The following is a 24318-nucleotide window of genomic DNA, read 5'->3' on the forward strand; positions in this document are numbered from 1 at the left end:
TCCTCTTAATGCTTTGAATTTGGCGTCTCGATACGGTCGAGGAACAGCGTGGCGGCAAGCAGGTCAGCAGCGCCGCCCGGTGAAGCGTTAAGCGCCAGCATCTGACGATCCAGGTTTGCCAGCGCCTGCTGGCCCGCAGTCGTTGCACAACCTCCGGCGTTCAGCACCGCACGCGCGCCGTCCTGCATGGCGTCCAGCCCCTCCATCCCGGCGCGCGACAGCACGCAGGTGTCGGTGAGCGACGTCATGATGGCCATTAGTGCATCGAGCCTGGCCTGAACTTCACTGCTGCCATTAAGACGGCTGAGACGAAGCTGTGGCAGCGCACGCTGCATAACGTGCGGGAAGGCCTGCTGAGCCTCTTCGCGTGCGCCTGGCACACGGTAGCGATGCGTGGCGCGCAAGCCTTTACTGAACACCTTCGGTGCGGCATCGTCCGGCAGTTTTGCCAGTTGCGCGGCGGTGTTAGCGACGACATTTGCCTTTGCATCGCCGCCCAGCATCGCTACCGCGCTCACCAGCAATCCCAGCGCCCAAATCGCGCCACGATGGGTGTTCACGCCACCGGTTGCGGCCATCATTTGCTGCTCGCCTTCGCGGCCAAGCCGCCCGACGGTTTGCCTAAGCGCAATATCTGCCGGACGCTGCCAGCTGTGCTGCGCCAGCACCTGAAACGTGGAGGTCAGGCTGTGCGCAGAGCGCTCCATCAGCGCAAGCGATAAATCGTGGTGCGCGCCGTTCCCCCGACTGTCCACCAGACCGGGTTTCGGGCTTAAACGTGCTTCGTCAATCAGACACTGCGTGGCGGTTCGCGCCAGCCATTCGGCACCACCTTCAACCTGAATCTGGGGCAGAAGTTTCATTACCAGCTCCGGAATTTCGCAGGTGGGTTGTAAAGACCGCCGGACCATTCAACCAGGTCAGACACGCTACCTGCCGCCAGCAGAGAGCGAGTGGCGTCGGTGCGGCGAATACCCATATCTTCCGGGTAAACCACTTTGCCGCTCTGGCGCAGTTCCGCCACGCGTTTAGCGTCAACGCCCAGACCGATGTCGGTGATACCGGCAACTGCGGCCACCATGGCGCGACGTTCTTCGAGGTCTTTCGCACGATAGAGGTAGGCAATCCCCTCTTCCGTGAGCACGTGGGTAACGTCATCGCCGTAGATCATCACCGGTGCCAGTGGCATCCCGGAGGCTTTAGCCACCTCGACGGCATCGAGTTTTTCCACGAAGGTGGGTTTCACACCGGCCTGGAAGGTTTCGACCATTTGCACGACCAGTTTTTTACCGCGCTGCATTGGGTCAGGCTCGGTGATCATGTTCAGCCAGGCTGGCGTGGCGTGACGACGACCGTGCGGGTCATGACCCATGTTTGGCGCGCCGCCGAAGCCGGAAAGACGACCACGCGTGACCGTTGAGGAGTTGGCGTAACCGTCAACCTGCAAGGTAGAACCGATAAACATATCCACCGCGTACTGACCCGCCAGCTGGCAGAAGGCACGGTTGGACCGCATAGAGCCGTCAGCACCGGTAAAGAAGACGTCAGGACGGGCGCGGATATACTCTTCCATTCCCAGTTCGCCGCCGAAGCAGTGCACGCTTTCCACCCAGCCGCTTTCAATTGCCGGAATAAGCGTAGGGTGCGGGTTCAGCGTCCAGTGTTTACAGATTTTTCCCTTCAGACCGAGCTGTTCGCCGTAGGTGGGCAGCAGCAGCTCAATCGCAGCGGTGTTAAAGCCAATCCCGTGGTTCAGGGACTGCACCTGATGTTCCGCGTAGATGCCTTTAATCGCCATCATCGCCATCAGGATGTGTTCCTGCTTGATCAGACGCGGGTCTCGGGTAAACAGCGGTTCGATAAAGAACGGTTTATCAGCTACGACAACGTAATCAATCCAGGAGCCAGGAATATCAACACGCGGCAGGTCACACTCGTCGTCCACCAGCTCGTTAACCTGCGCGATAACAATCCCATCATGGAAGGCAGCGGCCTCTACCAGCGCCGGAGTATCTTCGGTGCTGGCACCGGTGTAGAGGTTGCCTTTGCGGTCGGCTTTGAAACCAGCAATCAGCGCCACGTTTGGCGAAAGGTCGACGTACAGGCGGGAATAAAGCTCGATGTAAGTATGGATGGCACCAATTTCGAGTTGCCCGTCTTCGAGCAGCTGCGAGATACGCAGGCTTTGCGTCCCGGAGAAGGAGAAGTCCAGCTTGCGGGCGATACCTTTCTCAAAGATATCCAGATGTTCGCTACGCCCGACGCTTGGCATGATCATATGCAGGTCGTGGACGATTTGCGGGTTCACTTCAGCAAGTGAGCGAGAAAGGAAATCCGCCTGCTTCTGGTTGTTGCCTTCCAGGACGACTTTGTCGCCAGGGGCGATCAGTTTTTCCAGCATGGCGACAAGATCGCCGGTTGGCAGTACCTTGCCCTGCACCGGTACGGATGCCAGACGACGCGCTTTCTCACTGCGTCGCGTGTTCCATTGCCGGGTGGGTGTTTGCCCAGATAACATTATTAACCTCCTGATTCAGCTAATCATTTTGATTTGCCTAACGCTGAATAAAGTGTGCGCCCTGGTGAGAAAGGCATCAATTAAGCGTAGAGTCTAATCATTAGCCTGAGAGTAATAATCAGCGTAAATATTTGTGATCGGGATCAGTTCATGTTTCGGAAAAACAGGCTAAACGGGGTACAATTCGGAAGGTATAGTAAATAACTGACAAGAATCAGCATCGCCGTTATGACCCAAATCATCCCATCAGACTTCGACATTGCAGCCGAAGAGAGCGCAGAATTTGTGCCCATGCGTGGCGTAGCCAATCGCCATTTGCAGACCATGTTGCCGCGCCTTATCCGCCGCAAGGTGCAGTTCACCCCACACTGGCAACGTCTGGATTTGCCGGACGGGGACTTTTTGGATCTTGCCTGGAGCGAAGAGCCGGAGCAGGCTAAACATAAACCCCGTCTGGTGGTGTTTCACGGTCTGGAAGGCAGCCTGTACAGCCCATATGCACATGGTCTGATCCAGGCGGCGAAAGAGCATGGTTGGCTCGGCGTGGTGATGCATTTTCGCGGGTGCAGCGGTGAGCCAAATCGCCAGAAGCGCATTTACCATTCAGGCGAAACCGAAGACGGCACCTGGTTTTTACACTGGCTGAGTGACAATTTTGGTACGGTGCCCACGGCGGCCGTGGGCTATTCGCTGGGAGGTAATATGCTGGCCTGCCTGCTGGCGAAAGAGGGTGACACGGTTCCTCTGGACGCTGCGGTGATTGTCTCTGCCCCGTTTATGCTGGAGCAGTGCAGCTACCATATGGAAAAAGGCTTTTCCCGGGTGTATCAGCGTTATCTGCTCAACCTGCTGAAAGCCAATGCCGCGCGTAAGCTCAAAGCCTACCCGGACACTCTGCCGGTAAGTCTGCGTCAGCTGAAGAAGGTGCGTCGTATTCGCGAGTTCGACGACTTGATCACCGCCAAAATTCACGGTTTTGCCGATGCGATAGATTACTATCGCCAGTGCAGCGCCATGCCACTGTTGAGCAAAATCACCAAACCGACGCTTATCATCCATGCGAAAGATGATCCGTTCATGGATCATCACTCCATCCCCGCGCAGGAATTTCTGCCCGCCAACGTGCAGTACCAACTGACTGAACATGGCGGTCATGTTGGCTTTGTGGGTGGTACGCTCAGACGCCCGCAGATGTGGCTGGAAACACGCATTCCAGCCTGGCTCACCGCTTTTCTGGACGGTAAAAAATGATTATCCCCTGGCAGGATCTGGCGCCCGAAACGCTCGATAATCTTATTGAAAGCTTTGTATTACGCGAAGGCACAGATTATGGTGAACAAGAACGTTCGCTTGAACAAAAGGTCAACGATGTAAAGCGCCAGCTCAAAAGTGGCGAGGTGGTGCTGGTATGGTCTGAGCTGCACGAAACGGTCAATATCATGCCCCGCAATGCCTTTCACGACTGACCTTTAACACTATTCCAGTCAGGGAGTTGCTATGTCTGCCAGACATCCGGTTATTGCCGTTACAGGCTCAAGTGGTGCGGGTACAACCACCACCAGCCTCGCCTTTCGCAAGATTTTCGCGCAACTGAATTTACGGTCCGCAGAGGTAGAAGGTGATAGCTTTCACCGCTACACCCGCCCTGAAATGGATATGGCGATCCGCAAAGCTCGCGATCTCGGCAAACACATCAGCTATTTTGGGCCAGATGCCAACGATTTCGGTCTGCTGGAGCAGACTTTCAAAGAATACGGACAGACCGGCAAAGGCCAGTCGCGGAAGTATCTGCACACCTATGACGAAGCCGTTCCCTGGAATCAGGTACCAGGGACATTCACCCCCTGGCAGCCTCTTCCCGAACCTACCGACGTGCTATTTTATGAAGGATTACATGGCGGCGTGGTGACCACGCAGCATGATGTGGCGCGCCACGTGGACCTGTTGGTCGGCGTTGTGCCGATTGTGAACCTGGAGTGGATCCAGAAGCTGACGCGCGATACCAGCGAGCGCGGTCATTCACGCGAAGCGGTGATGGATTCGGTTGTTCGTTCGATGGAAGATTACATTAACTTCCTGACGCCGCAGTTCTCACGCACCCACATCAACTTCCAGCGCGTGCCGACGGTAGATACCTCCAACCCGTTTGCGGCCAAAAGCATTCCCTCGCTGGACGAAAGCTTTGTGGTTATTCATTTCCGCAATCTCGAAGGCATTGATTACCCCTGGCTGCTGGCCATGCTGCAAGGCTCATTCATTTCGCATATGAATACGTTGGTAGTGCCGGGCGGGAAAATGGGGCTGGCGATGGAACTGATTATGTCACCGCTGGTGCAGCGGTTGATGGAAGGGAAGCAGATCGCGTGATCCTTTTCCCTCTCCCCGTGGGAGAGGGTTAGGGTGAGGGCATCAACGCGTATGATGCCCCTTGCATTAAGCCTCGATCACTTCATACGAATGCGTGATTTTTACCGCTTTCTCCAGCATTAACGCCACGGAGCAATATTTCTCCGCAGAAAGATCCACCGCACGTGATACCGCAGCGTCTTTCAGCTCTTTGCCGGTCACAATAAAATGCAAATTGATGTGCGTAAACAGGCGTGGTGCTTCTTCACGGCGTTCAGAAGTGAGTTTTACTTCGCAATCCGTCACGTCATGACGACCTTTTTGCAAAATCGACACCACGTCAATTGCGCTGCAACCACCCGCCGCCATCAGCACCATCTCCATTGGGCTTGGTGCTTTATCGCCGGAGTTCCCATCCATTAAAATCTGGTGTCCGGAAGCGGATTCGCCCAGGAACGTTAAACCTTCAACCCATTTCACACGCGCTTGCATATTCATTAACTCCAACGTTGCATTTTTGGTGACAGATTACGCGTACGTTACATTTCTCGCAACGGAAGGCGACCTGCATCATGCTGAAGCGAGACACCAGGAGACACGCGACAAAAGCTATGCTAAAACACTCTGGATGCTACAGTAATACATTGACGTTACACATGTATGCAGAGGACATCAAACTTTACTGGCTGCGACTATTACGACAGCCGACTTCCCAGGGTATGGGTAAGAATTCGATTGCAACCCCAGAGTCTGGATGCATCTTATGACTCTGGTGACAGCTTATAACAGAGGATAACAGCGCATGGTGCTTGGCAAACCGCAAACAGACCCGACTCTCGAATGGTTCTTGTCTCATTGCCACATTCATAAGTACCCATCGAAGAGCACGCTGATTCACCAGGGTGAAAAAGCGGAAACGTTGTATTACATCGTCAAAGGCTCGGTGGCAGTGCTGATCAAAGATGAGGAAGGGAAAGAAATGATCCTTTCTTATCTGAACCAGGGCGATTTCATCGGTGAACTGGGCCTGTTTGAAGAAGGCCAGGAACGTAGCGCCTGGGTTCGTGCAAAAACCGCGTGTGAAGTGGCCGAAATCTCCTACAAGAAATTCCGTCAGCTGATTCAGGTTAACCCTGACATCCTGATGCGTCTTTCTTCGCAGATGGCTCGCCGCCTGCAAGTCACGTCTGAGAAAGTGGGTAACCTCGCCTTCCTGGACGTAACGGGCCGTATCGCTCAGACTCTGCTGAACCTGGCGAAACAACCAGACGCGATGACCCACCCGGACGGAATGCAAATTAAAATTACCCGTCAGGAAATTGGTCAGATCGTGGGTTGCTCCCGTGAAACAGTGGGCCGTATTCTGAAAATGCTCGAAGACCAGAACCTGATCTCCGCCCACGGTAAAACCATCGTGGTTTACGGAACACGTTAATTCCGGTCAAACGGCGTGCCATCGCAAGGTGTCACGCCGTTTTTGTCTCTACTCCCCATGTGGCGCAGGCTAATTTATCACCCGGAAGTTAACTACGCACTGCGACAAACGCTGGTGTTGTGCCTTCCTGTGGCCGTGGGTTTGCTGCTGGGCCATCTGCAACAGGGTCTGTTGTTCTCCCTGGTTCCTGCCTGCTGCAACATTGCAGGTCTGGACACACCGCATAAACGTTTCTTCAAGCGCCTGATTATTGGCGGCTGTCTGTTTGCAGGCTGTAGCCTCGCTGTACAACTGCTGCTTGCCCGTGATATTCCGCTTCCCCTGATCCTGACCGTACTGGCCATGACGCTTGGCGTGACCGCTGAAATCAGCGCGCTACATGCCCGGTTGCTGCCCGCGTCGTTGATTGCCGCCATCTTCACGCTGAGCCTCGCCGGGAATATGCCGGTGTGGGAGCCGCTACTCATCTACGCGCTGGGAACCCTGTGGTACGGCGTGTTCAACTGGATCTGGTTCCGCCTGTGGCGCGAACAACCGCTGCGCGAATCGCTCAGCCTGCTCTACGTGCAGCTTGCCGACTACTGCGAAGCCAAGTACACCCTGCTCACTCAGCATACGGATCCGGAAAAATCGCTGCCGCCGCTGCTGGCGCGCCAGCAAAAAGTCGTCGATCTGATTAGCCAGTGTTATCAGCAGTTGCACATGCTCGCCGCCAATAAAAATCATGACTATAAGCGACTGCTGCGTATCTTCCAGGTCGGTCTGGATTTACAGGAACATATCTCTGTGAGCCTGCATCATCCGCAGGAGGTGCAAAAGCTGGTCGAACGTAGCCACGCCGAGGCGGTGATCCGCTGGAACGCCCAAACCGTGGCAGCGCGCCTGCGCATTCTCGCTGACGATATCCTGTATCACCGCTATCCCACGCGTTTTAACATGGACAAACAGCTGGGGGCGCTGGAGAAAATTGCCCATCAGCACGCGGAAAACCCGGTGGGCCAATTTGCGGCGTGGCACTTCAGCCGCATCGCCCGTGTCCTGCGGACTCAGCGGCCACTTTACCCCCGTGACCTGATGGCCGATAAACAAAAGCGTCTGCCGCTGCTGCCAGCCCTGAAAAGCTATCTGTCACTGAAATCTGCCGCGCTGCGTAATGCCGCGCGTATCAGCGTGATGCTTAGCACCGCCAGTCTGATGGGCGTCGCGCTGCACTTACCGAAACCGTACTGGATCTTAATGACCGTGCTGTTTGTTACGCAGAACGGTTACGGTGCTACGCGGGTGCGCATTCTGCACCGGGCAGGTGGCACAATCGCGGGGCTTATCATTGCCGGGGTGACGCTGCACTTTCACGTACCGGAAGGCTATACGCTGCTGGGGATGCTGGCTGTCACCATGGTGAGCTACCTGATTATTCGCAAGAACTATGGCTGGGCGATGGTGGGCTTTACGGTCACTGCGGTATACACCCTGCAACTGCTCACGCTCAATGGCGAACAGTTTATTCTCGCCCGCCTGGTCGACACCCTGATTGGCTGCCTGATTGCCTTTGGCGGCCTGGTCTGGCTCTGGCCCCAGTGGCAAAGCGGGTTGTTGCGCCAGAACGCCCATGATGCGCTGGAAGCAGATCAACAGGCGATACGCCTGATCCTGAGCGATGATCCACAGCCTTCGCCGCTGGCGTATCAGCGCATGAAGGTTAACCAGGCACATAACGCCCTGTTTAACTCACTGAACCAGGCGATGCAGGAGCCGGGCTTTAATTCCCACTATCTGGCAGACATGAAACTGTGGGTGACGCACAGCCAGTTTATCGTCGAGCACATTAACGCCATGACCACGCTTGCACGCGAGCACACGATGCTGACACCCGATCTGGCGCAGCGCTATTTGCAGTCCTGTGAGATTGCCTTGCAGCGATGTCAGCAGCGCCTGGAGTACGACGCGCCGGGAGAAGCAGGAGATTCGAATATTCTTGAAGCACCGGAAACACTGACGCTTGGCCCAATGAGCACCCTGGAGCAGCATTTGCAGCGCATCCTGGGGCATCTGAGCACCATGCACACCATTTCGTCGGTGGCATGGCGTCAGCGTCCGCATCACGGGATTTGGTTAACGCGGGTATTAAAACGCACGCCGTATTGAATCACGTCCGGCTGGATTGTAGGCCCGTGCAAGCGCAGCGCCGCCGGGCAATCATGTTATCCCCGGACGATCTTCTCGACCGCCGCCGCAAAACGGTTTAAGCCGTCTTCTATGTCTTTGTCTTCAATCACCAGCGACGGCGCGAAACGCATCACGTCCGGCCCGGCATTCAGCACCATCACCCCTTCATGAGCTGCGGCGTGCAGGAAATCGCGTGCGCGACCTTTGTACTGTGGCTTCAGCTCAGCGCCAATTAACAGCCCCATACCACGGATCTCGCTGAACACGTTGTACTGCTCATCAATCTGCTGAAGGTGTTTCACGAACAGCTCGCGCTTCGCATTAACGCCGTTCAGCACCTCTGGCGTGTTGATGATATCGAACGCCGCACCAGCAATGGCGCAGGCCAGCGGGTTGCCGCCGTAGGTCGAACCGTGAGAACCCACGTGGAACGCAGAAGCGATATCCTGCGTGGTGAGCACCGCACTTACCGGGAAACCGCCGCCGAGCGCTTTGGCGCTGGTCAGGATATCTGGCGTCACGCCGTAGTGCATATAGGCAAAGAGATCGCCGGTACGCCCCATGCCGCTCTGCACTTCATCAAACACCAGCAGCGCCTGGTGCGCATCGCACAGTTCACGCAGGCCTTGCAGGAACTCAGGCGTTGCCGCCATTACGCCGCCTTCGCCCTGAATCGGCTCGACCACAACCGCGCAGGTATGGTCGTCCATCACCGCTTTTACCGCATGAAGGTCGTTAAACGGCACGTGGATGATATCGGCCGGTTTCGGGCCAAAGCCATCGGAATACTTTGGCTGCCCGCCAACGGACACGGTAAACAGCGAACGGCCGTGGAAGGCGTTATGGAAGGCAATGATTTTGGTTTTATACGGGCTATGACGGGTTGAAGCATAGTAGCGTGCCAGCTTAAAGGCCGTTTCGTTGGCTTCAGTACCGGAGTTCATGAACAGCACACGTTCAGCAAAGGTCGCGTCGATGATTTTACGTCCCAGGCGCAGCGCGGGTTCGTTGGTAAAGACGTTACTGGTGTGCCACAGGGTTTCGCCCTGGGTTTTTAACGCGTCTACCAGAGCAGGATGACAATGACCCAACGCCGTCACCGCAATCCCCCCCGCGAAATCAACGTACTCTTTACCCTGCTGATCCCAGACGCGGCTGCCCTTCCCTTTAACCGGGATAAACTCAGCCGGTGCATAAATCGGCAGGATCACTTCATCGAATGTCGCGCGGGTAATTGCTGATTGTTCAGTTGCCATGTCATGCCCATCCATTTTATGTCACATTGATTGTGAAAATATAATCACAAAATATGCATAAAAAATCATAATAAGGCAATAAAAATTCAGCGATTGAGGAAATTCGCCAGCAGCTGATGTCCCTGCTCGCTCAGGATGCTTTCAGGATGGAACTGCACCCCTTCGAGATCCCATTCCTTATGACGAATGCCCATAATTTCGTTGGTGTCGCTCCAGGCGGTGACGTCAAAGCACGCTGGCAGCGTAGGGGGATCAATCACCAGGGAGTGATAGCGCGTAACGGTTAACGGATTATTTAATCCGCTGAACACGCCTGCGCCATTGTGGGTAACGGGGGAGGTTTTGCCATGCATCACTTTCGCCGCACGCACAATGGTTGCGCCAAACACCTGAGCAATAGCCTGATGGCCAAGACAGACACCCAGAATAGGCAGCTTACCGGCAAACTGTTTTATAACGTCCAGAGAGATACCGGATTCCGACGGCGTACACGGCCCCGGTGAGATAACGATTTTCTGCGGAGCAAGCGTCTCAATATCGGCAAGGGTGATGTCGTCATTGCGGCGGACAACCACCTCCGCGCCCAGTTCGCAGAAATACTGGTACAGATTCCAGGTAAAGGAATCGTAGTTATCTATCAGCAGGATCATGGCGGCTCCACAGCAAAAAGGCGCCCTATTCTACTCAGTTTCGCGCGCTTCGCTCACCACTTTACTAAAGATGGCAGTCAACGCGCTTAAATCGCCCATCGCACCACTCTGGTTTGCCGCCGCCCAGGCCTGCGAGTCGATATTTTGCCAGCTCAGCTGATAGCCTGCGTGGAGCGCGAGCTGCTCAAAGAAGACCCGCTGGGCAATGCCGTTACCGATGCGAAACGGATGCAGCACGTTAATTTCGCAGTAGTAGTGGCTCAGACGGGCAACAAACTCGCTTTTCTCAAGACCGGCCAGATAGCCCTCTTCTTCGAGATCCTGCATCAGGCTGTTGCCCTCTTTTTCGATGTAGGCGAAATGACAAAAACGGGTATCGCCCTGATAAATATCCACTTCGCGAATATCACCAGCCCAGTCGAAAATGTCCTGATACAGATGACGGTGGATAGCACACAGATGCGGTAACCCGCGCGCGGGCGGCCCTAAACCGAGCGTGGCCGCACGCAGAGCGGTGAGTTCATAAGAAGCATGGGCAAGCCGGTCTGCCTGATGGATGTTCAGCAGATTACGCATCACATTCAGACCAGGATAGAGGTAGGGATCGCGGTCGTCGCCGTATTTATCGCTCATAGTGCCTCCTCAGTTCTTCAAGGCGGCGCTGTGCATCCAGGGCATTAAGCGTGACGAGTGGGCTGTCGACACCCTCCAGGCGGCGGCTGGCCTGGAAATTCGCATTTCGCTGCTGCTCCCAAAGTCGGGATTTTTGCTTGTCGGTGAGTTTTTTCACTTAACGCCTCCCTGAATGTGTCCGCTTGCCACAAGTATAAGCAGCAAAACGCGCTTTCGCAGGGAGGGTCAGCAACGCGGGCAAAGAATGCCCGCGCAAGGAAGATTACGGCAGAACTTTTGCAGAAAGGATCACAACAGGTTTGGACGGCACATTCTGATATGGGCCGACATCGTGGGTTGGCACCTGAGAAATTTTGTCCGCCACGTCCATCCCTTTCACAATTTTACCAAATACCGCATACCCGAAATCACGCTGACCGTGGTCGAGGAAGGCGTTATCCGCAACGTTGAGGAAGAACTGGCTGGTTGCGCTGTCTTTATCTGCAGTACGGGCCATAGAGATGGTGCCACGGGTATTCAGCAGGCCATTGTCCGCTTCGTTTTTGATTGGCGGGTTAGGCTGCTTTTGCTGCATCTGCTCTGTAAAACCGCCGCCCTGCACCATAAAGCCCGGGATCACGCGGTGAAAAGTGGTGTTGTTATAGAAACCGCTGTTCACGTAGTCGAGGAAGTTTTTCACAGAAACAGGTGCTTTCTGGCTATTCAGTTCCAGCTCAATATTTCCGGCAGAGGTTGTCAGCAGAACGTGAGGGTCACCTTTTGCTGCCAGTGCAGCAGGGGTAACGGCAGAAAGAGCAAACACAGCTACAACAGCCGCCAGCGTTGATTTGAGCATGAGAATTCCTTAACAAAGCGCAGTAAAGAGAGCGAGTGGCTTGATTCTAAAGAGCAGTATGAACGGAGGCCAGCCTTTTACCTAATTTTACGAAATTGAAACAGTTGTTACTGCGCAAACGATTGGTTATAGCGCCAATTAACGTGATCGCGATCACACTAAAGCATGCAACTTGGATCAAAGGTTTCCTAAAAGATTTAAATAGATCACTTTCGCGACTAAAATCTGCCCGCTCAAACGCAGTCAATGCGTTTTACTTTACTTTGAACAGGCCAGACATGACTAACAGCAATCGCATCAAGCTCACATGGATCAGCTTCTTCTCCTACGCCCTGACCGGCGCGTTGGTGATCGTCACCGGGATGGTGATGGGGAACATCGCAGACTACTTTCAGCTGCCCGTTTCCAGTATGAGTAACACCTTCACCTTCCTGAACGCAGGTATTTTGATCTCTATCTTCCTGAATGCCTGGCTGATGGAAATCGTCCCGCTGAAAACGCAGTTGCGTTTTGGTTTTGTGCTGATGGTCGCCGCCGTGGCGGGCCTGATGCTGAGCCACAGCATCGCCCTGTTCTCTGCGGCCATGTTTGTACTTGGCCTGGTGAGCGGTATTACGATGTCTATCGGTACGTTCCTGATTACTCACATGTATGAAGGCCGTCAGCGCGGCGCACGCCTGCTGTTTACCGACTCCTTCTTCAGTATGGCAGGCATGATCTTCCCAATGGTGGCCGCCGTTCTGCTGGCGCGCAGCATTGAGTGGTACTGGGTTTATGCCTGTATTGGCCTGGTCTACGTGGCCATATTTATTCTGACCTTCGGCTGTGAATTCCCGGCGCTGGGTAAAAAAGCGCAAACCGTGGCAGAGCCTGTCGCGAAAGAGAAATGGGGGATCGGCGTGCTGTTCCTCTCCATCGCCGCACTGTGCTACATCCTGGGCCAGCTGGGCTTTATCTCCTGGGTGCCGGAATACGCTAAAGGTCTGGGCATGAGCCTAAACGACGCGGGCAAACTGGTGAGCGATTTCTGGATGTCTTACATGTTTGGCATGTGGGCGTTTAGCTTCATCCTGCGCTTCTTCGACCTGCAACGCATTCTGACCGTACTGGCAGGTATGGCGACCGTCCTGATGTATCTGTTCATCAACGGTTCACCGGAACATTTACCGTGGTTCATTCTGACCCTGGGCTTCTTCTCCAGCGCGATTTACACCTCGATCATCACCCTGGGCTCACTGCAAACTAAAGTGGCGTCCCCGAAACTGGTGAACTTCGTTCTGACCTGCGGCACCATCGGCACCATGCTGACCTTTGTGGTAACAGGTCCGATTGTGGCTCACAGCGGCCCACTGGCTGCACTGCATACGGCTAACGTTCTGTATGCCGTGGTGTTCATCATGTGCTTTATCCTGGGCTTCGTGACCCGCCACCGCCAGCATAACGTGGCGGCAGCGTCTCACTAATCGCCTTGCCCCTTTGTGTTATGCAGAGGGGCTGTTTCTGGCAAAACTCACCTCTTCCCCACCGTTGTCCATCTGGATCCACGTCTGCGCCAGTTGCGTGGTGGCAATAATCCGCCCCTGACGAATCGACCAGCGTACCGGCACCTGGCAGCGTACCGCTTCAAATCCGCTCTCTGCTGGCAGAATGATCAGGTTTGCCGGGTTCCCCTTTGCAATGCCGTAATCGCTCAAACCAAAGGTTCGGGCGCTGTTGTGGGTAATCAGGTTCAGCCCGCTGTCAATCTGCGGATACCCCATCATCTGACACACATGCAGCCCCATATGCAGCACCTGCAACATATTACCGGTGCCGAGCGGGTACCACGGGTCAAAGACATCATCATGGCCAAAGCAGACGTTGATGCCCGCCTCCTGAAGCTCCTTCACGCGCGTGATCCCCCGGCGTTTCGGGTAATCGTCAAAGCGTCCCTGAAGATGGATATTCACCAGCGGGTTGGCGACGAAGTTAATCCCCGACATCTTCAACAGGCGGAACAGCCGCGAGGTATATGCGCCGTTATAGGAGTGCATGGCTGTAGTGTGGCTGGCGGTTACACGCGCGCCAATACCGGCCTCATACGCCAGAGTCGCAACCGTCTCAACAAACCGTGACTGCTCGTCGTCGATTTCATCGCAGTGGATATCCAGCAGACGGTCATATTTCTTCGCCAGTTCGAAGGCAATATGCAGCGACTGCACGCCGTATTCGCGGGTAAATTCGAAGTGCGGGATCGCGCCCACCACATCGGCGCCCAGCTTTAAGGCTTCTTCCAGCAGTGCCGCGCCGTTCGGGTAAGACAGGATCCCCTCCTGCGGGAAGGCCACGATTTGCAGCGTTATCCACGGAGCGACCTCCTTTTTGACTTCCAGCATGGCTTTCAGCGCCGTGAGCGTTGGGTCGGACACATCCACATGCGTGCGGACAAACTGAATACCGTTGGCGATTTGCCATTTCAGCGTTTTCCAGGCCCGCGCTTTCACATCTTCGTGGCTGAGCAGCGCCTTGCGCTCCGCCCAGCGTTCGATACCTTCAAACAACGTGCCGGACTGGTTCCAGTTCGGCTCGCCTGCCGTCTGAGTGGTATCCAGGTGAATATGCGGCTCAATAAACGGCGGGATAGCGAGCCCTCCACGGCCGTTTAAGATCTCGTAGCTTTCACTGCTGGCCTCCCCCATCGGGGTGATCTCGCCAAATCGCCCGTTCTCAATGGCGACCTGCCATAACCCTTCACGATCTGGTAACCGAACATTCTGGACCAGCCAAAGTGGTGCTGTAGACATACCTATCCCCCCGGAAAACGCGACTGAAATTCAGGAGTACGCGTTTATTAAAATTAGCCACCTATTTTGTACACAAAATCGTCTCAGACGAAAAGCGAACGATTTCCATAACTTATAAAAATCCTGACAAATCAACTATATACCACCTAAGGAGTAGTTGAAAGCGTATTTGATTTGCATCAATAAGCGCCGTAGCTGAATCGTTAAGGTAGGCAGTAATAGAAAAGAAATCGAGGCAAAAATGAGCAAAGTCAGACTCGCTATCATCGGTAACGGCATGGTCGGCCATCGCTTTATTGAGGATCTTCTCGATAAAGCTGACGCTGCCCAGTTCGATATTACCGTGTTCTGTGAAGAACCCCGCAAGGCGTACGACCGTGTGCACCTTTCTTCCTACTTCTCCCACCACACCGCCGAAGAGCTTTCTCTGGTGCGTGAAGGTTTCTACGAGAAGCATGGCGTAAAAGTGCTGGTGGGCGAACGCGCTATCACCATCAATCGCCAGGAAAAAGTAATCCACTCCAGCGCCGGACGTACGGTTTTTTACGACAAGCTGATCATGGCGACTGGCTCTTATCCTTGGATCCCGCCTATCAAAGGCTCAGAAACCCAGGATTGCTTCGTTTACCGCACCATTGAAGACCTCAAAGCCATTGAAAACTGTGCACGCCGCAGCAAACGCGGTGCGGTTGTCGGCGGCGGCCTGCTGGGTCTGGAAGCCGCTGGCGCACTGAAAAACCTCGGCGTTGAAACCCACGTTATCGAATTTGCCCCAATGCTGATGGCAGAGCAGCTTGACCACATGGGTGGTGACCAGCTGCGTCGTAAAATCGAAAGCATGGGCGTGAAAGTTCACACCAGCAAGAACACCAAAGAGATCGTCCAGGAAGGCAGTGAAGCACGCAAAACCATGCGCTTTGCCGACGGCAGCGAGCTGGAAGTGGACTTTATCGTCTTCTCCACCGGTATTCGCCCACGCGACAAACTGGCTAACCAGTGCGGTCTGGCCGTGGCGCAGCGCGGTGGGATCATGATTAATGATGCCTGCCAGACCTCTGACCCGGATATCTACGCTATCGGCGAATGTGCCAGCTGGAATAACCGCGTGTACGGGCTGGTAGCGCCTGGCTATAAAATGGCGCAGGTTGCCGTTGACCACATCCTTGGCAGTGAAAACGCCTTCGAAGGCGCAGACATGAGCGCCAAGCTGAAACTGCTCGGCGTGGACGTTGGCGGTATCGGCGATGCCCACGGCCGCACCCCGAACTCCCGCAGCTACGTTTACCTGGACGAAAGCAAAGAAGTCTATAAACGCCTGATCGTGAGCCAGGACAACAAAACCCTGCTCGGCGCAGTTCTGGTGGGCGACACCAGCGACTACGGCAACTTGCTGCAACTGGTGCTGAATGCCATCGAACTGCCAGAAAACCCGGACGCCCTGATCCTGCCTGCTCACGCCTCGAGCGGCAAACCGTCTATCGGCGTCGATAAATTGCCAGACAGCGCGCAGATTTGCTCCTGCTTCGACGTCACGAAAGGCATGTTGATTTCCGCTATCAACAAAGGCTGCCACACCGTTGCAGCGCTGAAAGCCGAAACCAAAGCCGGTACTGGCTGCGGGGGCTGTATTCCACTGGTGACTCAGGTGCTGAACGCCGAACTGGCGAAACAGGGCATCGAAGTGAACAATAACCTGTGCGAACACTTCTCTTATTCTCGCCAGGAGCTTTACCACCTGATCCGCGTAGAAGGCATCAAGTCCTTCGACGAAATGCTTGAGAAACACGGCCAGGGTTATGGCTGCGAAGTGTGTAAACCTACCGTCGGTTCTCTGCTGGCCTCCTGCTGGAATGAGTACGTACTCAAACCAGAACATACGCCGCTTCAGGACACCAACGACAACTTCCTGGCAAACATCCAGAAAGACGGGACCTATTCTGTTATCCCACGCTCTGCCGGTGGCGAAATCACTCCAGAAGGTCTGGTGGCGGTCGGCCGTATCGCGCGTGAATTTAACCTGTATACCAAAATTACCGGTTCCCAGCGTATCGGCCTGTTTGGTGCGCAGAAAGATGACCTGCCAGAAATCTGGCGTCAGCTGATTGAAGCGGGCTTTGAAACCGGCCACGCGTATGCCAAAGCGCTGCGTATGGCAAAAACCTGCGTGGGCAGCACCTGGTGCCGCTATGGCGTGGGCGACAGCGTGGGCTTTGGCGTTGAGCTGGAAAACCGCTACAAAGGCATTCGTACACCGCACAAAATGAAGTTTGGCGTCTCCGGCTGTACCCGTGAATGTGCCGAAGCACAGGGTAAAGACGTGGGTATTATCGCCACCGAAAAAGGCTGGAACCTGTACGTGTGCGGTAACGGCGGGATGAAACCACGTCACGCCGATCTGCTGGCGGCGGATCTCGACCACGATACGCTGATTCAGTATCTCGACCGCTTCATGATGTTCTACATCCGTACCGCCGACAAACTGACCCGTACCGCATCCTGGCTGGACAACCTGGAAGGCGGCATCGACTACCTGAAGTCAGTCATCATCGATGACAAGCTGGGCCTGAACGAGCAGCTTGAAGCCGAAATGGCTCGCCTGCGCGACGCGGTGATTTGCGAGTGGACTGAAACCGTGAATACCCCGGCGGCGCAGACGCGCTTCAAACACTTTATCAACAGCACCCAGCGCGACCCGAACGTACAGGTTGTGGCAGAGCGCGAACAGCATCGTCCGGCGACACCTTATGAACGTATTCCGGTGACTCTGGTGGAGGAAAACGCATGAGCCAGTGGGTAAACATCTGCAACATTAACGACATCCTGCCTGCCACCGGCGTCTGCGCGCTGCTGGGTAAAGAGCAGGTCGCGATTTTCCGCCCACGCCACGACGAACAGGTTTTTGCCATCAGCAATATCGACCCGTTCTTTGAGGCCAGCGTGCTGTCCCGTGGGTTGATTGCGGAGCATCAGGGCGAACTGTGGGTCGCAAGCCCGCTGAAAAAGCAGCGTTTCCGCTTAAGCGACGGGCACTGCATGGAAGATGAGAGCCACTCTGTGAAGCATTACGACGCCCGGGTGAAGGACGGAAAAGTGCAGCTGAAAGGCTAATTCTCTCGCCTTTTCAATATGAAAAGCTTATGACCCCTTATGGGTAACGGCAGGAAAAACCGTATGTTCTGTACGATTCCTGCTGTTATCCTGACAGCAACTCTTATCCCCTCCTTGAATGCTGTGAGGTATTGTCGTGGATCACCTGCCGATTTTTTGTCAATTACGCCACCGCGACTGCCTGCTTGTGGGCGGCGGTGACGTGGCTGAGCGCAAAGCTCGCCTGCTGCTAGAGGCTGGCGCCCGACTGACCGTCAACGCCATTAACTTCGCCCCACAGTTTGACGTCTGGGCGCAGGAAGGGATGCTTACGCTGGAACAGGGGGAGTTTAACGAATCTCTGCTGGATACCTGCTGGCTGACCATTGCCGCAACGGATGACGATGAAGTGAACCAGCGCGTAAGCGATGCCTGCGAAACACGTCGTATCTTCTGTAACGTGGTGGATGCGCCGAAAGAAGCCAGCTTTATCATGCCGTCGATTATCGACCGTTCGCCGTTGATAATCGCGGTGTCGTCGGGCGGCCGCTCGCCCGTTCTGGCGCGCCTGCTGCGGGAAAAGCTGGAAGCCATATTGCCACAACACCTCGGTCAGATTGCCCACTACGCAGGGCAACTGCGTTCACGCGTGAAGCAAACCTTCGCGACCGTTGGTGAGCGCCGTCGCTTCTGGGAAAAATTTTTTGTGAATGACAGGCTGGCGCAATCGCTGGCGAATCAGGATCAGAAAGCAGTTGAAGAGATAACCGGAAAGTTACTCAGCGAACCGCTGGATAATCGTGGTGAAGTGGTGCTGGTGGGCGCTGGGCCAGGTGATGCAGGGTTGTTGACGCTTAAGGGTTTGCAGCAGATCCAGCAGGCAGACATCGTGGTTTACGACCGTCTGGTCTCCGATGACATTATGAACCTGGTGCGCCGCGATGCTGACCGCGTATTCGTGGGTAAACGCGCGGGTTACCACTGCGTTCCACAGGAAGAGATTAACCAGATCCTGCTACGTGAAGCGCAAAAAGGTAAACGCGTGGTGCGCCTGAAAGGCGGTGATCCGTTTATCTTTGGTCGCGGCGGCGAGGAGCTGGAAACCCTGTGTAATGCGGGCATTCCGTTCTCTGTCGTACCTGGGATCACGGCAGCTTCCGGCTGTTCGGCCTATTCCGGCATTCCGTTAACCCATCGCGACTACGCGCAAAGCGTGCGTCTGGTGACGGGCCACCTGAAAACCGGCAGCGAGCTGGACTGGCACAACCTGGCCGCCGAAAAACAGACGCTGGTGTTTTATATGGGTCTGAATCAGGCCGCAACCATTCAGGCGAAACTGCTGGAACACGGAATGCAGGAAGATATGCCTGTTGCCCTTGTAGAGAATGGTACATCGATTACTCAGCGCGTGGTGAACGGCGTAATAATGCAGTTAGGTGAACTGGCGCAGCAGGTAGAAAGCCCGGCGCTGATTGTGGTGGGTCGCGTGGTTGAACTGCGCGAAAAACTGAACTGGTTCTCTAACCACTAACGCATAACATCCCTTCTTCGGGTAGTCCTTAACCGGACTACTCGCTTCTTGTCGCCGCCGCTAACATACCGCCCCGAAGTGGAACTTTTCCATTTATTCCCTCGTGTTACATCAAAAATTCGTTTTTAGACAAGGAATGCGTATGTTCAAACTGGCAAAGGCAGCCGCTCTGGTCGCCGTGTTATCGACTCTTACAGCCTGTACGGGTCACGTTGAAAACACCAAAAATAACTGTAGCTATGATTACCTGCTGCACCCGGCGATCTCCATTTCGAAGATCATCGGTGGTTGCGGTCCGGCGGCACAGCAGTAAGCGTTTTTCAGGCATAAAAAAAACCGGGATTTCCCGGTTTTTTTATTTGGAAGGACGCGGTCTGATGCCCTCACCCTGACCCGCTCTCACAGGGAGAGGGAAAAGTGCATCATGGCTTCGCTACAAACCCAATCGCTTCGTATACCGCTTTCAGGGTTTCGGACGCGCGAGCACTGGCTTTTTCCGCGCCATCTTTCATCACTTTTTGCAGGAAAGCTTCGTCGTTGCGATAGCGGTTATAACGCTCCTGCAACTCGGTCAGCATCCCGGATACTGCGTCCGCCACTTCGCCTTTCAGGTGGCCATACATCTTGCCTTCGAAGTGCTGCTCCAGCTCAGGGATCGTACGACCCGTCACGCCAGAGAGAATATCCAGCAGGTTAGAAACACCCGCTTTGTTCTGCACGTCGTAACGTACTACAGGCGGCTCTTCGGAGTCGGTCACTGCACGTTTAAGCTTTTTAACCACCGATTTCGGGTCTTCCAGCAGGCCGATAACGTTGTTGCGGTTATCGTCAGACTTGGACATCTTCTTGGTTGGCTCCAGCAGCGACATCACGCGCGCACCGGATTTCGGAATAAACGGCTCAGGCACTTTGAAAACATCACCATAAATGGCGTTGAAACGCTGGGCTATATCGCGGCTCAACTCCAGGTGCTGCTTCTGGTCTTCACCGACGGGAACCTGGTTGGTCTGGTACAGCAGAATGTCTGCCGCCATCAGTACCGGGTAATCAAACAGACCTGCGTTGATGTTTTCAGAATAGCGAGCGGATTTGTCCTTGAACTGGGTCATACGGCTCAGCTCACCGAAATAGGTGTAGCAGTTCAGCGCCCAGCCCAGCTGCGCGTGCTCTGGCACGTGAGACTGAACGAAGATGGTGCTTTTCTCTGGATCAATACCACATGCCAGATAGAGTGCCAGCGTATCGAGAGTGGCTTTACGCAGTTTCTCAGGATCCTGACGCGCGGTAATGGCATGAAGATCCACGATGCAATAAATGCAATGGTAGTCATCTTGCATATTGACCCACTGACGCAGCGCACCCATGTAGTTACCAATGGTCAATTCACCTGACGGCTGTGCGCCACTAAAAACGATGGGCTTAGTCATTTTTCAATTCCTGATTTTCACTGTGCGAGAGCCCGAGTGCGGGCAATATATCTTTGAAGTGATCGAACACCACGTCCGGCTCACTTAGCGTGATGGCTTCACCGTAGTTGTAGCCATAGGTTAATCCCACGGAAGGACAGCCTGCCGCTCTGGCAGCCAGAATATCATTGCGTGAATCACCGACAAAGAGCAGCTGCTCAGGCGTTAAGGATAATTTTCCTGCCACCAGTAATAGCGGTTCAGGATGTGGCTTTTTGTTCTGCACATCATCGCCACCCACAATCACGGAAAAATATTTCGCGATATCCAGCGCTTCCAGCAGCGGTGCAACGAATGGCGTGGGTTTGTTTGTCACCAGGCCCAGCGGAATGCCTTGCGCGTGGAGGGTGCTCAGCGTTTCAGCCACATCCGGGAACAGGAAGCTCCCTTCCTCGACCGTTTCTTCATAGAAACGGTCGAACAGTTTACGCAGAATACGCTGCTGCTCTTCCTGAGGAATATCCGCATGATCAACACCGGGTTTCCCCTGTGCGGCACGCAGTACGGCACGCTCCTGGCGCGCCCAGGTCAGGGCGCGTTCCATCAGCACATCGGCACCGTTACCAATCCACGTCACCACGCGCTCTTCACCCGCAACGGGCAATTCAAGCGCGTACAGCGCCTGATCGACAGCGCTACTTAAGCCCGGCGCGCTGTCTACCAGCGTGCCGTCGAGGTCAAATGCTACACCCCGGGTTGCCTGCAATTTATCCATGACTTACCTTTGCCAGTTCACGGCGCATTTCATCAATGACTTTCTTATAATCCGGTTGGTCGAAGATAGCTGAGCCCGCGACGAACATATCTGCACCCGCAGCCGCAATCTCACCAATGTTATTCACCTTAACACCACCATCCACTTCCAGACGAATGTCATAGCCTGACTCATCAATACGGCGGCGTACTTCACGCAGTTTATCCAGCGTATGAGGAATGAACGACTGACCACCAAAGCCCGGGTTGACGGACATCAGTAAGATCACGTCCAGCTTATCCATAACGTAATCGAGATAAGTCAGTGGTGTCGCCGGGTTAAAGACCAGGCCTGCTTTACAGCCGTTCTCTTTGATCAGTTGCAGCGTGCGGTCGACGTGCTCGGAAGCTTCAGGGTGGAAAGTGATGATGCTGGCACCCGCAGCGGCAAAATCGGGAACAAGGCGATCGACCGGTTTAACCATCAGATGCACGTCAATCGGCGCGGTAATACCATAATTACGCAGCGCTTTCAGGACCATCGGGCCGATGGTCAGATTGGGAACATAGTGGTTATCCATAACGTCGAAATGGACGACATCCGCACCCGCAGCAAGCGCTTTGGCGGTGTCCTCACCCAGGCGGGCAAAATCGGCCGACAGAATTGAGGGGGCAATCAAAAACTGTTTCATCCGCATCTCCTTGAAATGTGTTTACCGGCAGGCAAAACGGCTCAGGGTCGATAAAGAGCCAGCAGTTCGTCCACCTTTTTACGTGTACCGCCGTTGCTGCTAATACTGCGTCGTACCTTAACCTGGAATTGCTTCGCGGCTTTGTACCATTCGCGTGTATCCGGCGTATCGTGATTCGAAATTAACACTGGAATTCTTTTACTGACCAGCTTTTCTGCCATCTCCGCCAGACGCGCCTGCTCAGCCGGGCTGAAGCTGTTGGTGTGATAAGCAGTGAAGTTCGCCGTCGCAGAAAGTGGCGCATAAGGTGGGTCACAATAGACCACCGAATTCGCGTCAGCCTGCTCCATGCACTCTTCATACGAGAGGCAATAAAACTCTGCGTTCTGCGCTTTTTCAGCAAAGTGGTACAGCTCAGCCTGCGGGAAATAAGGGCGCTTATAGCGGCCAAACGGCACGTTAAATTCACCACGCAGGTTATACCGGCACAGGCCATTGTAGCCATGACGGTTGAGGTACAGGAACAACAACGCGCGGCGGAACGGATCCTGGCTTTGATTAAACTCTGCGCGAAGTTGATAGTAAATGTCTGGATTGTTGTGCTCTGGGGTAAACAGCTTACGTGCCTCGTCCACGTACTCATCGGTACGCAGTTTGACGATGGTGTAGAGGCTGATGAGGTCGCTGTTAATATCCGCCAGAATATAACGCGAAAAATCGGTATTCAGGAATACCGATCCAGCACCCACGAAGGGCTCGATAAGGCACTCGCCTTTCGGCAGGTGTTTTTTAATATCGTCGAGCAGGGGGTATTTCCCCCCTGCCCATTTCAGAAAAGCGCGATTTTTTTTCATGCTGACTAACTGATTACACCTTCTCCGGCTGTGGAGAAAGCTCCGACAGCATCCTGCGCTTTATACATTACTTAAGATCGGCCTGGACCTGATGAATCGGCTTCGCCCACGGGTTTTTCGCCTGAACATCAGCTGGCAATGAGGCTACCGCGCGTTTTGCTTCGTCTTTAGACGAATAAACACCGCTCACCAACACGTACCACGGTTGCCCGTTGCGGGTCGTCTGATAAACCACGTAGTTTTTCAGATTCGACTTCTTCGCCCAACCGTTGAGGTTGTCATAGCTAGACGAACTGCTCAGTTGCAGCGTGTAGTTGTTGGACGGTGCTGACTTCAGGGAACCAACGTTACCTGTGGTTTTGCCTGTCGCTGCCGCACTCGCCGCTGGTGCCGGAGTCGCCGCTGGCGCGGTTGTGGTAGCCGTTGCTTTAGGTGTTGCCGTTACTGGTGCTTTTACAGGCTCGCTAACAGCGACTGTTTCAGTACGTTTTGGCGGCGTTTCAACTTTTGATTCTGGCGCTTTTACAATGGCCTGCGGTTTAACTTCACGCTTCGGCTCAATGACAACCTGCTTACGTTCCTGATGCGTTGCCGTTTGCGTCTGACGCGGCTTAGTTTCCGTTGCAGCGGTTTGCGGCTGTGCGTTACCACCACGAATCGGAGCCACAGTGGCAGGTTCAGTTGGCAGCGTAGAGTTCGCCACTACGTTGTTTACCTGTTCCTGATTCTGAGGCTGTGTCAGTGCGTTGTTCAGATCGCCCTGAACTTCTACACGCTGCTGGCCTTCTGGCGTAGCAGGTGCCTGACCCTGAGTCGGGGTAGAAGAGACTGGCGGCAGAGAAACATCCTGCGGGGTCGTTGTGTTTGCGGCGGTCTGCTCTGTAGAGGTTGCGCCCGGCGCTGGTTGCGCGCCATTCGCCTGATTGGACGCATCATTATCAGACAGGTTGATGCTCTTCTCAGTCGAAGCGGTCTGTGAATTTGAGTCAGTTGATGGTGCTTTTAGCGCGGAACCGATGCCAACAATCAGCAGCAACAGAACCAGGACGCCCAGGCCCATCATGATGTACTGGCGGGAAGCCGGTTTGCTTGCCGCAGCTTTTTTACGTTTACGCGGGCGACGCTCTACCGGCTCTTCGTCCATTGAATCTTCTTCAGGCTCATAATCCTCTTCTTCTCGCTCATCACGCGCGTTACGGCTGCGTGAAGGGCGACGATCGTCTGCATCCAGATCAACCTCGTCAAAGTTGATCTGCGGCTCGTTATCACGTTCTGAAGATTGACGAGAACGACCAGTACGACGATCGCTGGGATCGGGTTTCAGCTCGTCTTCTGGTTTGAATTCATCCATTTAACACCCCACTCAAAGGCTT

Annotated in this window: 24 protein-coding genes; 10 read left to right on the forward strand and 14 right to left on the reverse strand. The window is 54.6% G+C overall.

Annotated elements, in window-relative coordinates; genetic code table 11:
* Positions 1-5: 5 nt before the first annotated feature.
* Complete coding sequence (locus tag HV107_RS07970; protein WP_182062781.1) at positions 6-863, reverse strand: triphosphoribosyl-dephospho-CoA synthase; 858 nt, start codon at positions 861-863, stop codon at positions 6-8.
* Positions 863-2518: a malonate decarboxylase subunit alpha gene (gene mdcA, locus HV107_RS07975; RefSeq protein ID WP_182062782.1), complete on the reverse strand. Its 1656-nt coding sequence runs from the start codon at positions 2516-2518 to the stop codon at positions 863-865. The genes HV107_RS07970 and mdcA overlap by 1 nt, the downstream gene beginning before the upstream one ends.
* Positions 2519-2746: 228 nt before the next feature.
* Between mdcA and HV107_RS07980 the strand changes: the two genes are divergently transcribed.
* The 3 genes from HV107_RS07980 to HV107_RS07990 are packed head-to-tail and all read left to right on the forward strand — an operon-like array spanning position 2747 to position 4885.
* Positions 2747-3769, forward strand: a complete 1023-nt coding sequence (locus HV107_RS07980) for a hydrolase (protein ID WP_014072080.1) — start codon at positions 2747-2749, stop codon at positions 3767-3769.
* Positions 3766-3984 (forward strand): YheU family protein, encoded by a 219-nt coding sequence (locus tag HV107_RS07985; protein ID WP_014072081.1) that lies wholly within the window; start codon positions 3766-3768, stop codon positions 3982-3984. Before HV107_RS07980 ends, HV107_RS07985 begins: the two co-directional genes overlap by 4 nt.
* Before the next feature lie 31 nt (positions 3985-4015).
* The gene (locus HV107_RS07990; protein ID WP_182062783.1) at positions 4016-4885 is read left to right on the forward strand and encodes a phosphoribulokinase; all 870 of its coding nucleotides are present in this window, start codon (positions 4016-4018) and stop codon (positions 4883-4885) included.
* A gap of 66 nt (positions 4886-4951) precedes the next feature.
* On the opposite strand, the gene HV107_RS07995 is transcribed toward HV107_RS07990, so the two are convergent.
* Positions 4952-5356 carry an OsmC family protein gene (locus HV107_RS07995; protein ID WP_010436331.1) on the reverse strand — a complete coding sequence of 135 codons (405 nt, stop codon included), beginning with the start codon at positions 5354-5356 and terminating at the stop codon, positions 4952-4954.
* 310 nt (positions 5357-5666) lie between these two features.
* On the opposite strand from HV107_RS07995, the gene crp reads away from it, so the two are divergent.
* Entirely contained in the window at positions 5667-6299 is a 633-nt protein-coding gene (gene crp, locus HV107_RS08000) for a cAMP-activated global transcriptional regulator CRP (protein ID WP_000242758.1), read from the forward strand.
* Between the two features lie 57 nt (positions 6300-6356).
* Entirely contained in the window at positions 6357-8444 is a 2088-nt protein-coding gene (locus tag HV107_RS08005; protein WP_182063484.1) for a YccS/YhfK family putative transporter, read from the forward strand.
* A 56-nt stretch (positions 8445-8500) separates the two neighbouring features.
* Here HV107_RS08005 and HV107_RS08010 read toward each other — a convergent pair whose 3' ends face one another.
* The 5 genes from HV107_RS08010 to ppiA form a co-directional block, all read right to left on the reverse strand.
* Positions 8501-9721: an aspartate aminotransferase family protein gene (locus HV107_RS08010; RefSeq protein WP_182062784.1), complete on the reverse strand. Its 1221-nt coding sequence runs from the start codon at positions 9719-9721 to the stop codon at positions 8501-8503.
* An 86-nt stretch (positions 9722-9807) separates the two neighbouring features.
* Complete coding sequence (gene pabA, locus HV107_RS08015) at positions 9808-10371, reverse strand: aminodeoxychorismate synthase component 2 (protein ID WP_182062785.1); 564 nt, start codon at positions 10369-10371, stop codon at positions 9808-9810.
* 30 nt (positions 10372-10401) lie between these two features.
* On the reverse strand, positions 10402-11004 hold the full coding sequence (locus HV107_RS08020; RefSeq protein WP_014072087.1) for a putative adenosine monophosphate-protein transferase Fic: 603 nt from the start codon (positions 11002-11004) through the stop codon (positions 10402-10404).
* Complete coding sequence (locus tag HV107_RS08025) at positions 10994-11161, reverse strand: YhfG family protein (protein ID WP_182062786.1); 168 nt, start codon at positions 11159-11161, stop codon at positions 10994-10996. Before HV107_RS08025 ends, HV107_RS08020 begins: the two co-directional genes overlap by 11 nt.
* 105 nt (positions 11162-11266) lie before the next feature.
* The gene (gene ppiA / locus HV107_RS08030) at positions 11267-11839 is read right to left on the reverse strand and encodes a peptidylprolyl isomerase A (RefSeq protein ID WP_182062787.1); all 573 of its coding nucleotides are present in this window, start codon (positions 11837-11839) and stop codon (positions 11267-11269) included.
* A 278-nt stretch (positions 11840-12117) separates the two neighbouring features.
* Between ppiA and tsgA the strand changes: the two genes are divergently transcribed.
* On the forward strand, positions 12118-13302 hold the full coding sequence (gene tsgA, locus HV107_RS08035) for an MFS transporter TsgA (protein ID WP_182062788.1): 1185 nt from the start codon (positions 12118-12120) through the stop codon (positions 13300-13302).
* 18 nt (positions 13303-13320) lie between these two features.
* On the opposite strand, the gene HV107_RS08040 is transcribed toward tsgA, so the two are convergent.
* On the reverse strand, positions 13321-14622 hold the full coding sequence (locus HV107_RS08040) for a cytosine deaminase (protein ID WP_182062789.1): 1302 nt from the start codon (positions 14620-14622) through the stop codon (positions 13321-13323).
* 241 nt (positions 14623-14863) lie between these two features.
* Here HV107_RS08040 and nirB point away from each other — a divergent pair, with 241 nt between their 5' ends.
* The 4 genes from nirB (at position 14864) to HV107_RS08060 (ending at position 19553) form a co-directional block, all read left to right on the forward strand.
* On the forward strand, positions 14864-17407 hold the full coding sequence (nirB, locus tag HV107_RS08045; protein WP_182062790.1) for a nitrite reductase large subunit NirB: 2544 nt from the start codon (positions 14864-14866) through the stop codon (positions 17405-17407).
* Positions 17404-17730 carry a nitrite reductase small subunit NirD gene (gene nirD, locus HV107_RS08050; protein WP_182062791.1) on the forward strand — a complete coding sequence of 109 codons (327 nt, stop codon included), beginning with the start codon at positions 17404-17406 and terminating at the stop codon, positions 17728-17730. The genes nirB and nirD overlap by 4 nt, the downstream gene beginning before the upstream one ends.
* Positions 17731-17866: 136 nt before the next feature.
* Positions 17867-19240: a siroheme synthase CysG gene (cysG, locus tag HV107_RS08055; RefSeq protein WP_182062792.1), complete on the forward strand. Its 1374-nt coding sequence runs from the start codon at positions 17867-17869 to the stop codon at positions 19238-19240.
* A gap of 142 nt (positions 19241-19382) precedes the next feature.
* Entirely contained in the window at positions 19383-19553 is a 171-nt protein-coding gene (locus HV107_RS08060) for a DUF4223 family protein (RefSeq protein ID WP_182062793.1), read from the forward strand.
* Positions 19554-19662: 109 nt separating this feature from the next.
* Here HV107_RS08060 and trpS read toward each other — a convergent pair whose 3' ends face one another.
* The 5 genes from trpS to damX all read right to left on the reverse strand — a co-directional run bounded on the left by trpS (position 19663) and on the right by damX (position 24296).
* A complete protein-coding gene (trpS, locus tag HV107_RS08065; RefSeq protein ID WP_182062794.1) occupies positions 19663-20667 on the reverse strand; it encodes a tryptophan--tRNA ligase in 1005 nt (334 codons plus the stop codon).
* On the reverse strand, positions 20660-21421 hold the full coding sequence (gene gph, locus HV107_RS08070) for a phosphoglycolate phosphatase (RefSeq protein ID WP_182062795.1): 762 nt from the start codon (positions 21419-21421) through the stop codon (positions 20660-20662). Before gph ends, trpS begins: the two co-directional genes overlap by 8 nt.
* A complete protein-coding gene (rpe, locus tag HV107_RS08075) occupies positions 21414-22091 on the reverse strand; it encodes a ribulose-phosphate 3-epimerase (protein WP_014072099.1) in 678 nt (225 codons plus the stop codon). The genes gph and rpe overlap by 8 nt, the downstream gene beginning before the upstream one ends.
* Positions 22092-22132: 41 nt before the next feature.
* Entirely contained in the window at positions 22133-22945 is an 813-nt protein-coding gene (dam, locus tag HV107_RS08080) for an adenine-specific DNA-methyltransferase (protein WP_166718374.1), read from the reverse strand.
* Positions 22946-23012: 67 nt separating this feature from the next.
* Complete coding sequence (gene damX, locus HV107_RS08085) at positions 23013-24296, reverse strand: cell division protein DamX (RefSeq protein WP_182062796.1); 1284 nt, start codon at positions 24294-24296, stop codon at positions 23013-23015.
* Between the last annotated feature and the right edge of the window lie 22 nt (positions 24297-24318).

This window comes from Enterobacter sp. RHBSTW-00175, from assembly GCF_013927005.1.
Taxonomy (GTDB): domain Bacteria; phylum Pseudomonadota; class Gammaproteobacteria; order Enterobacterales; family Enterobacteriaceae; genus Enterobacter.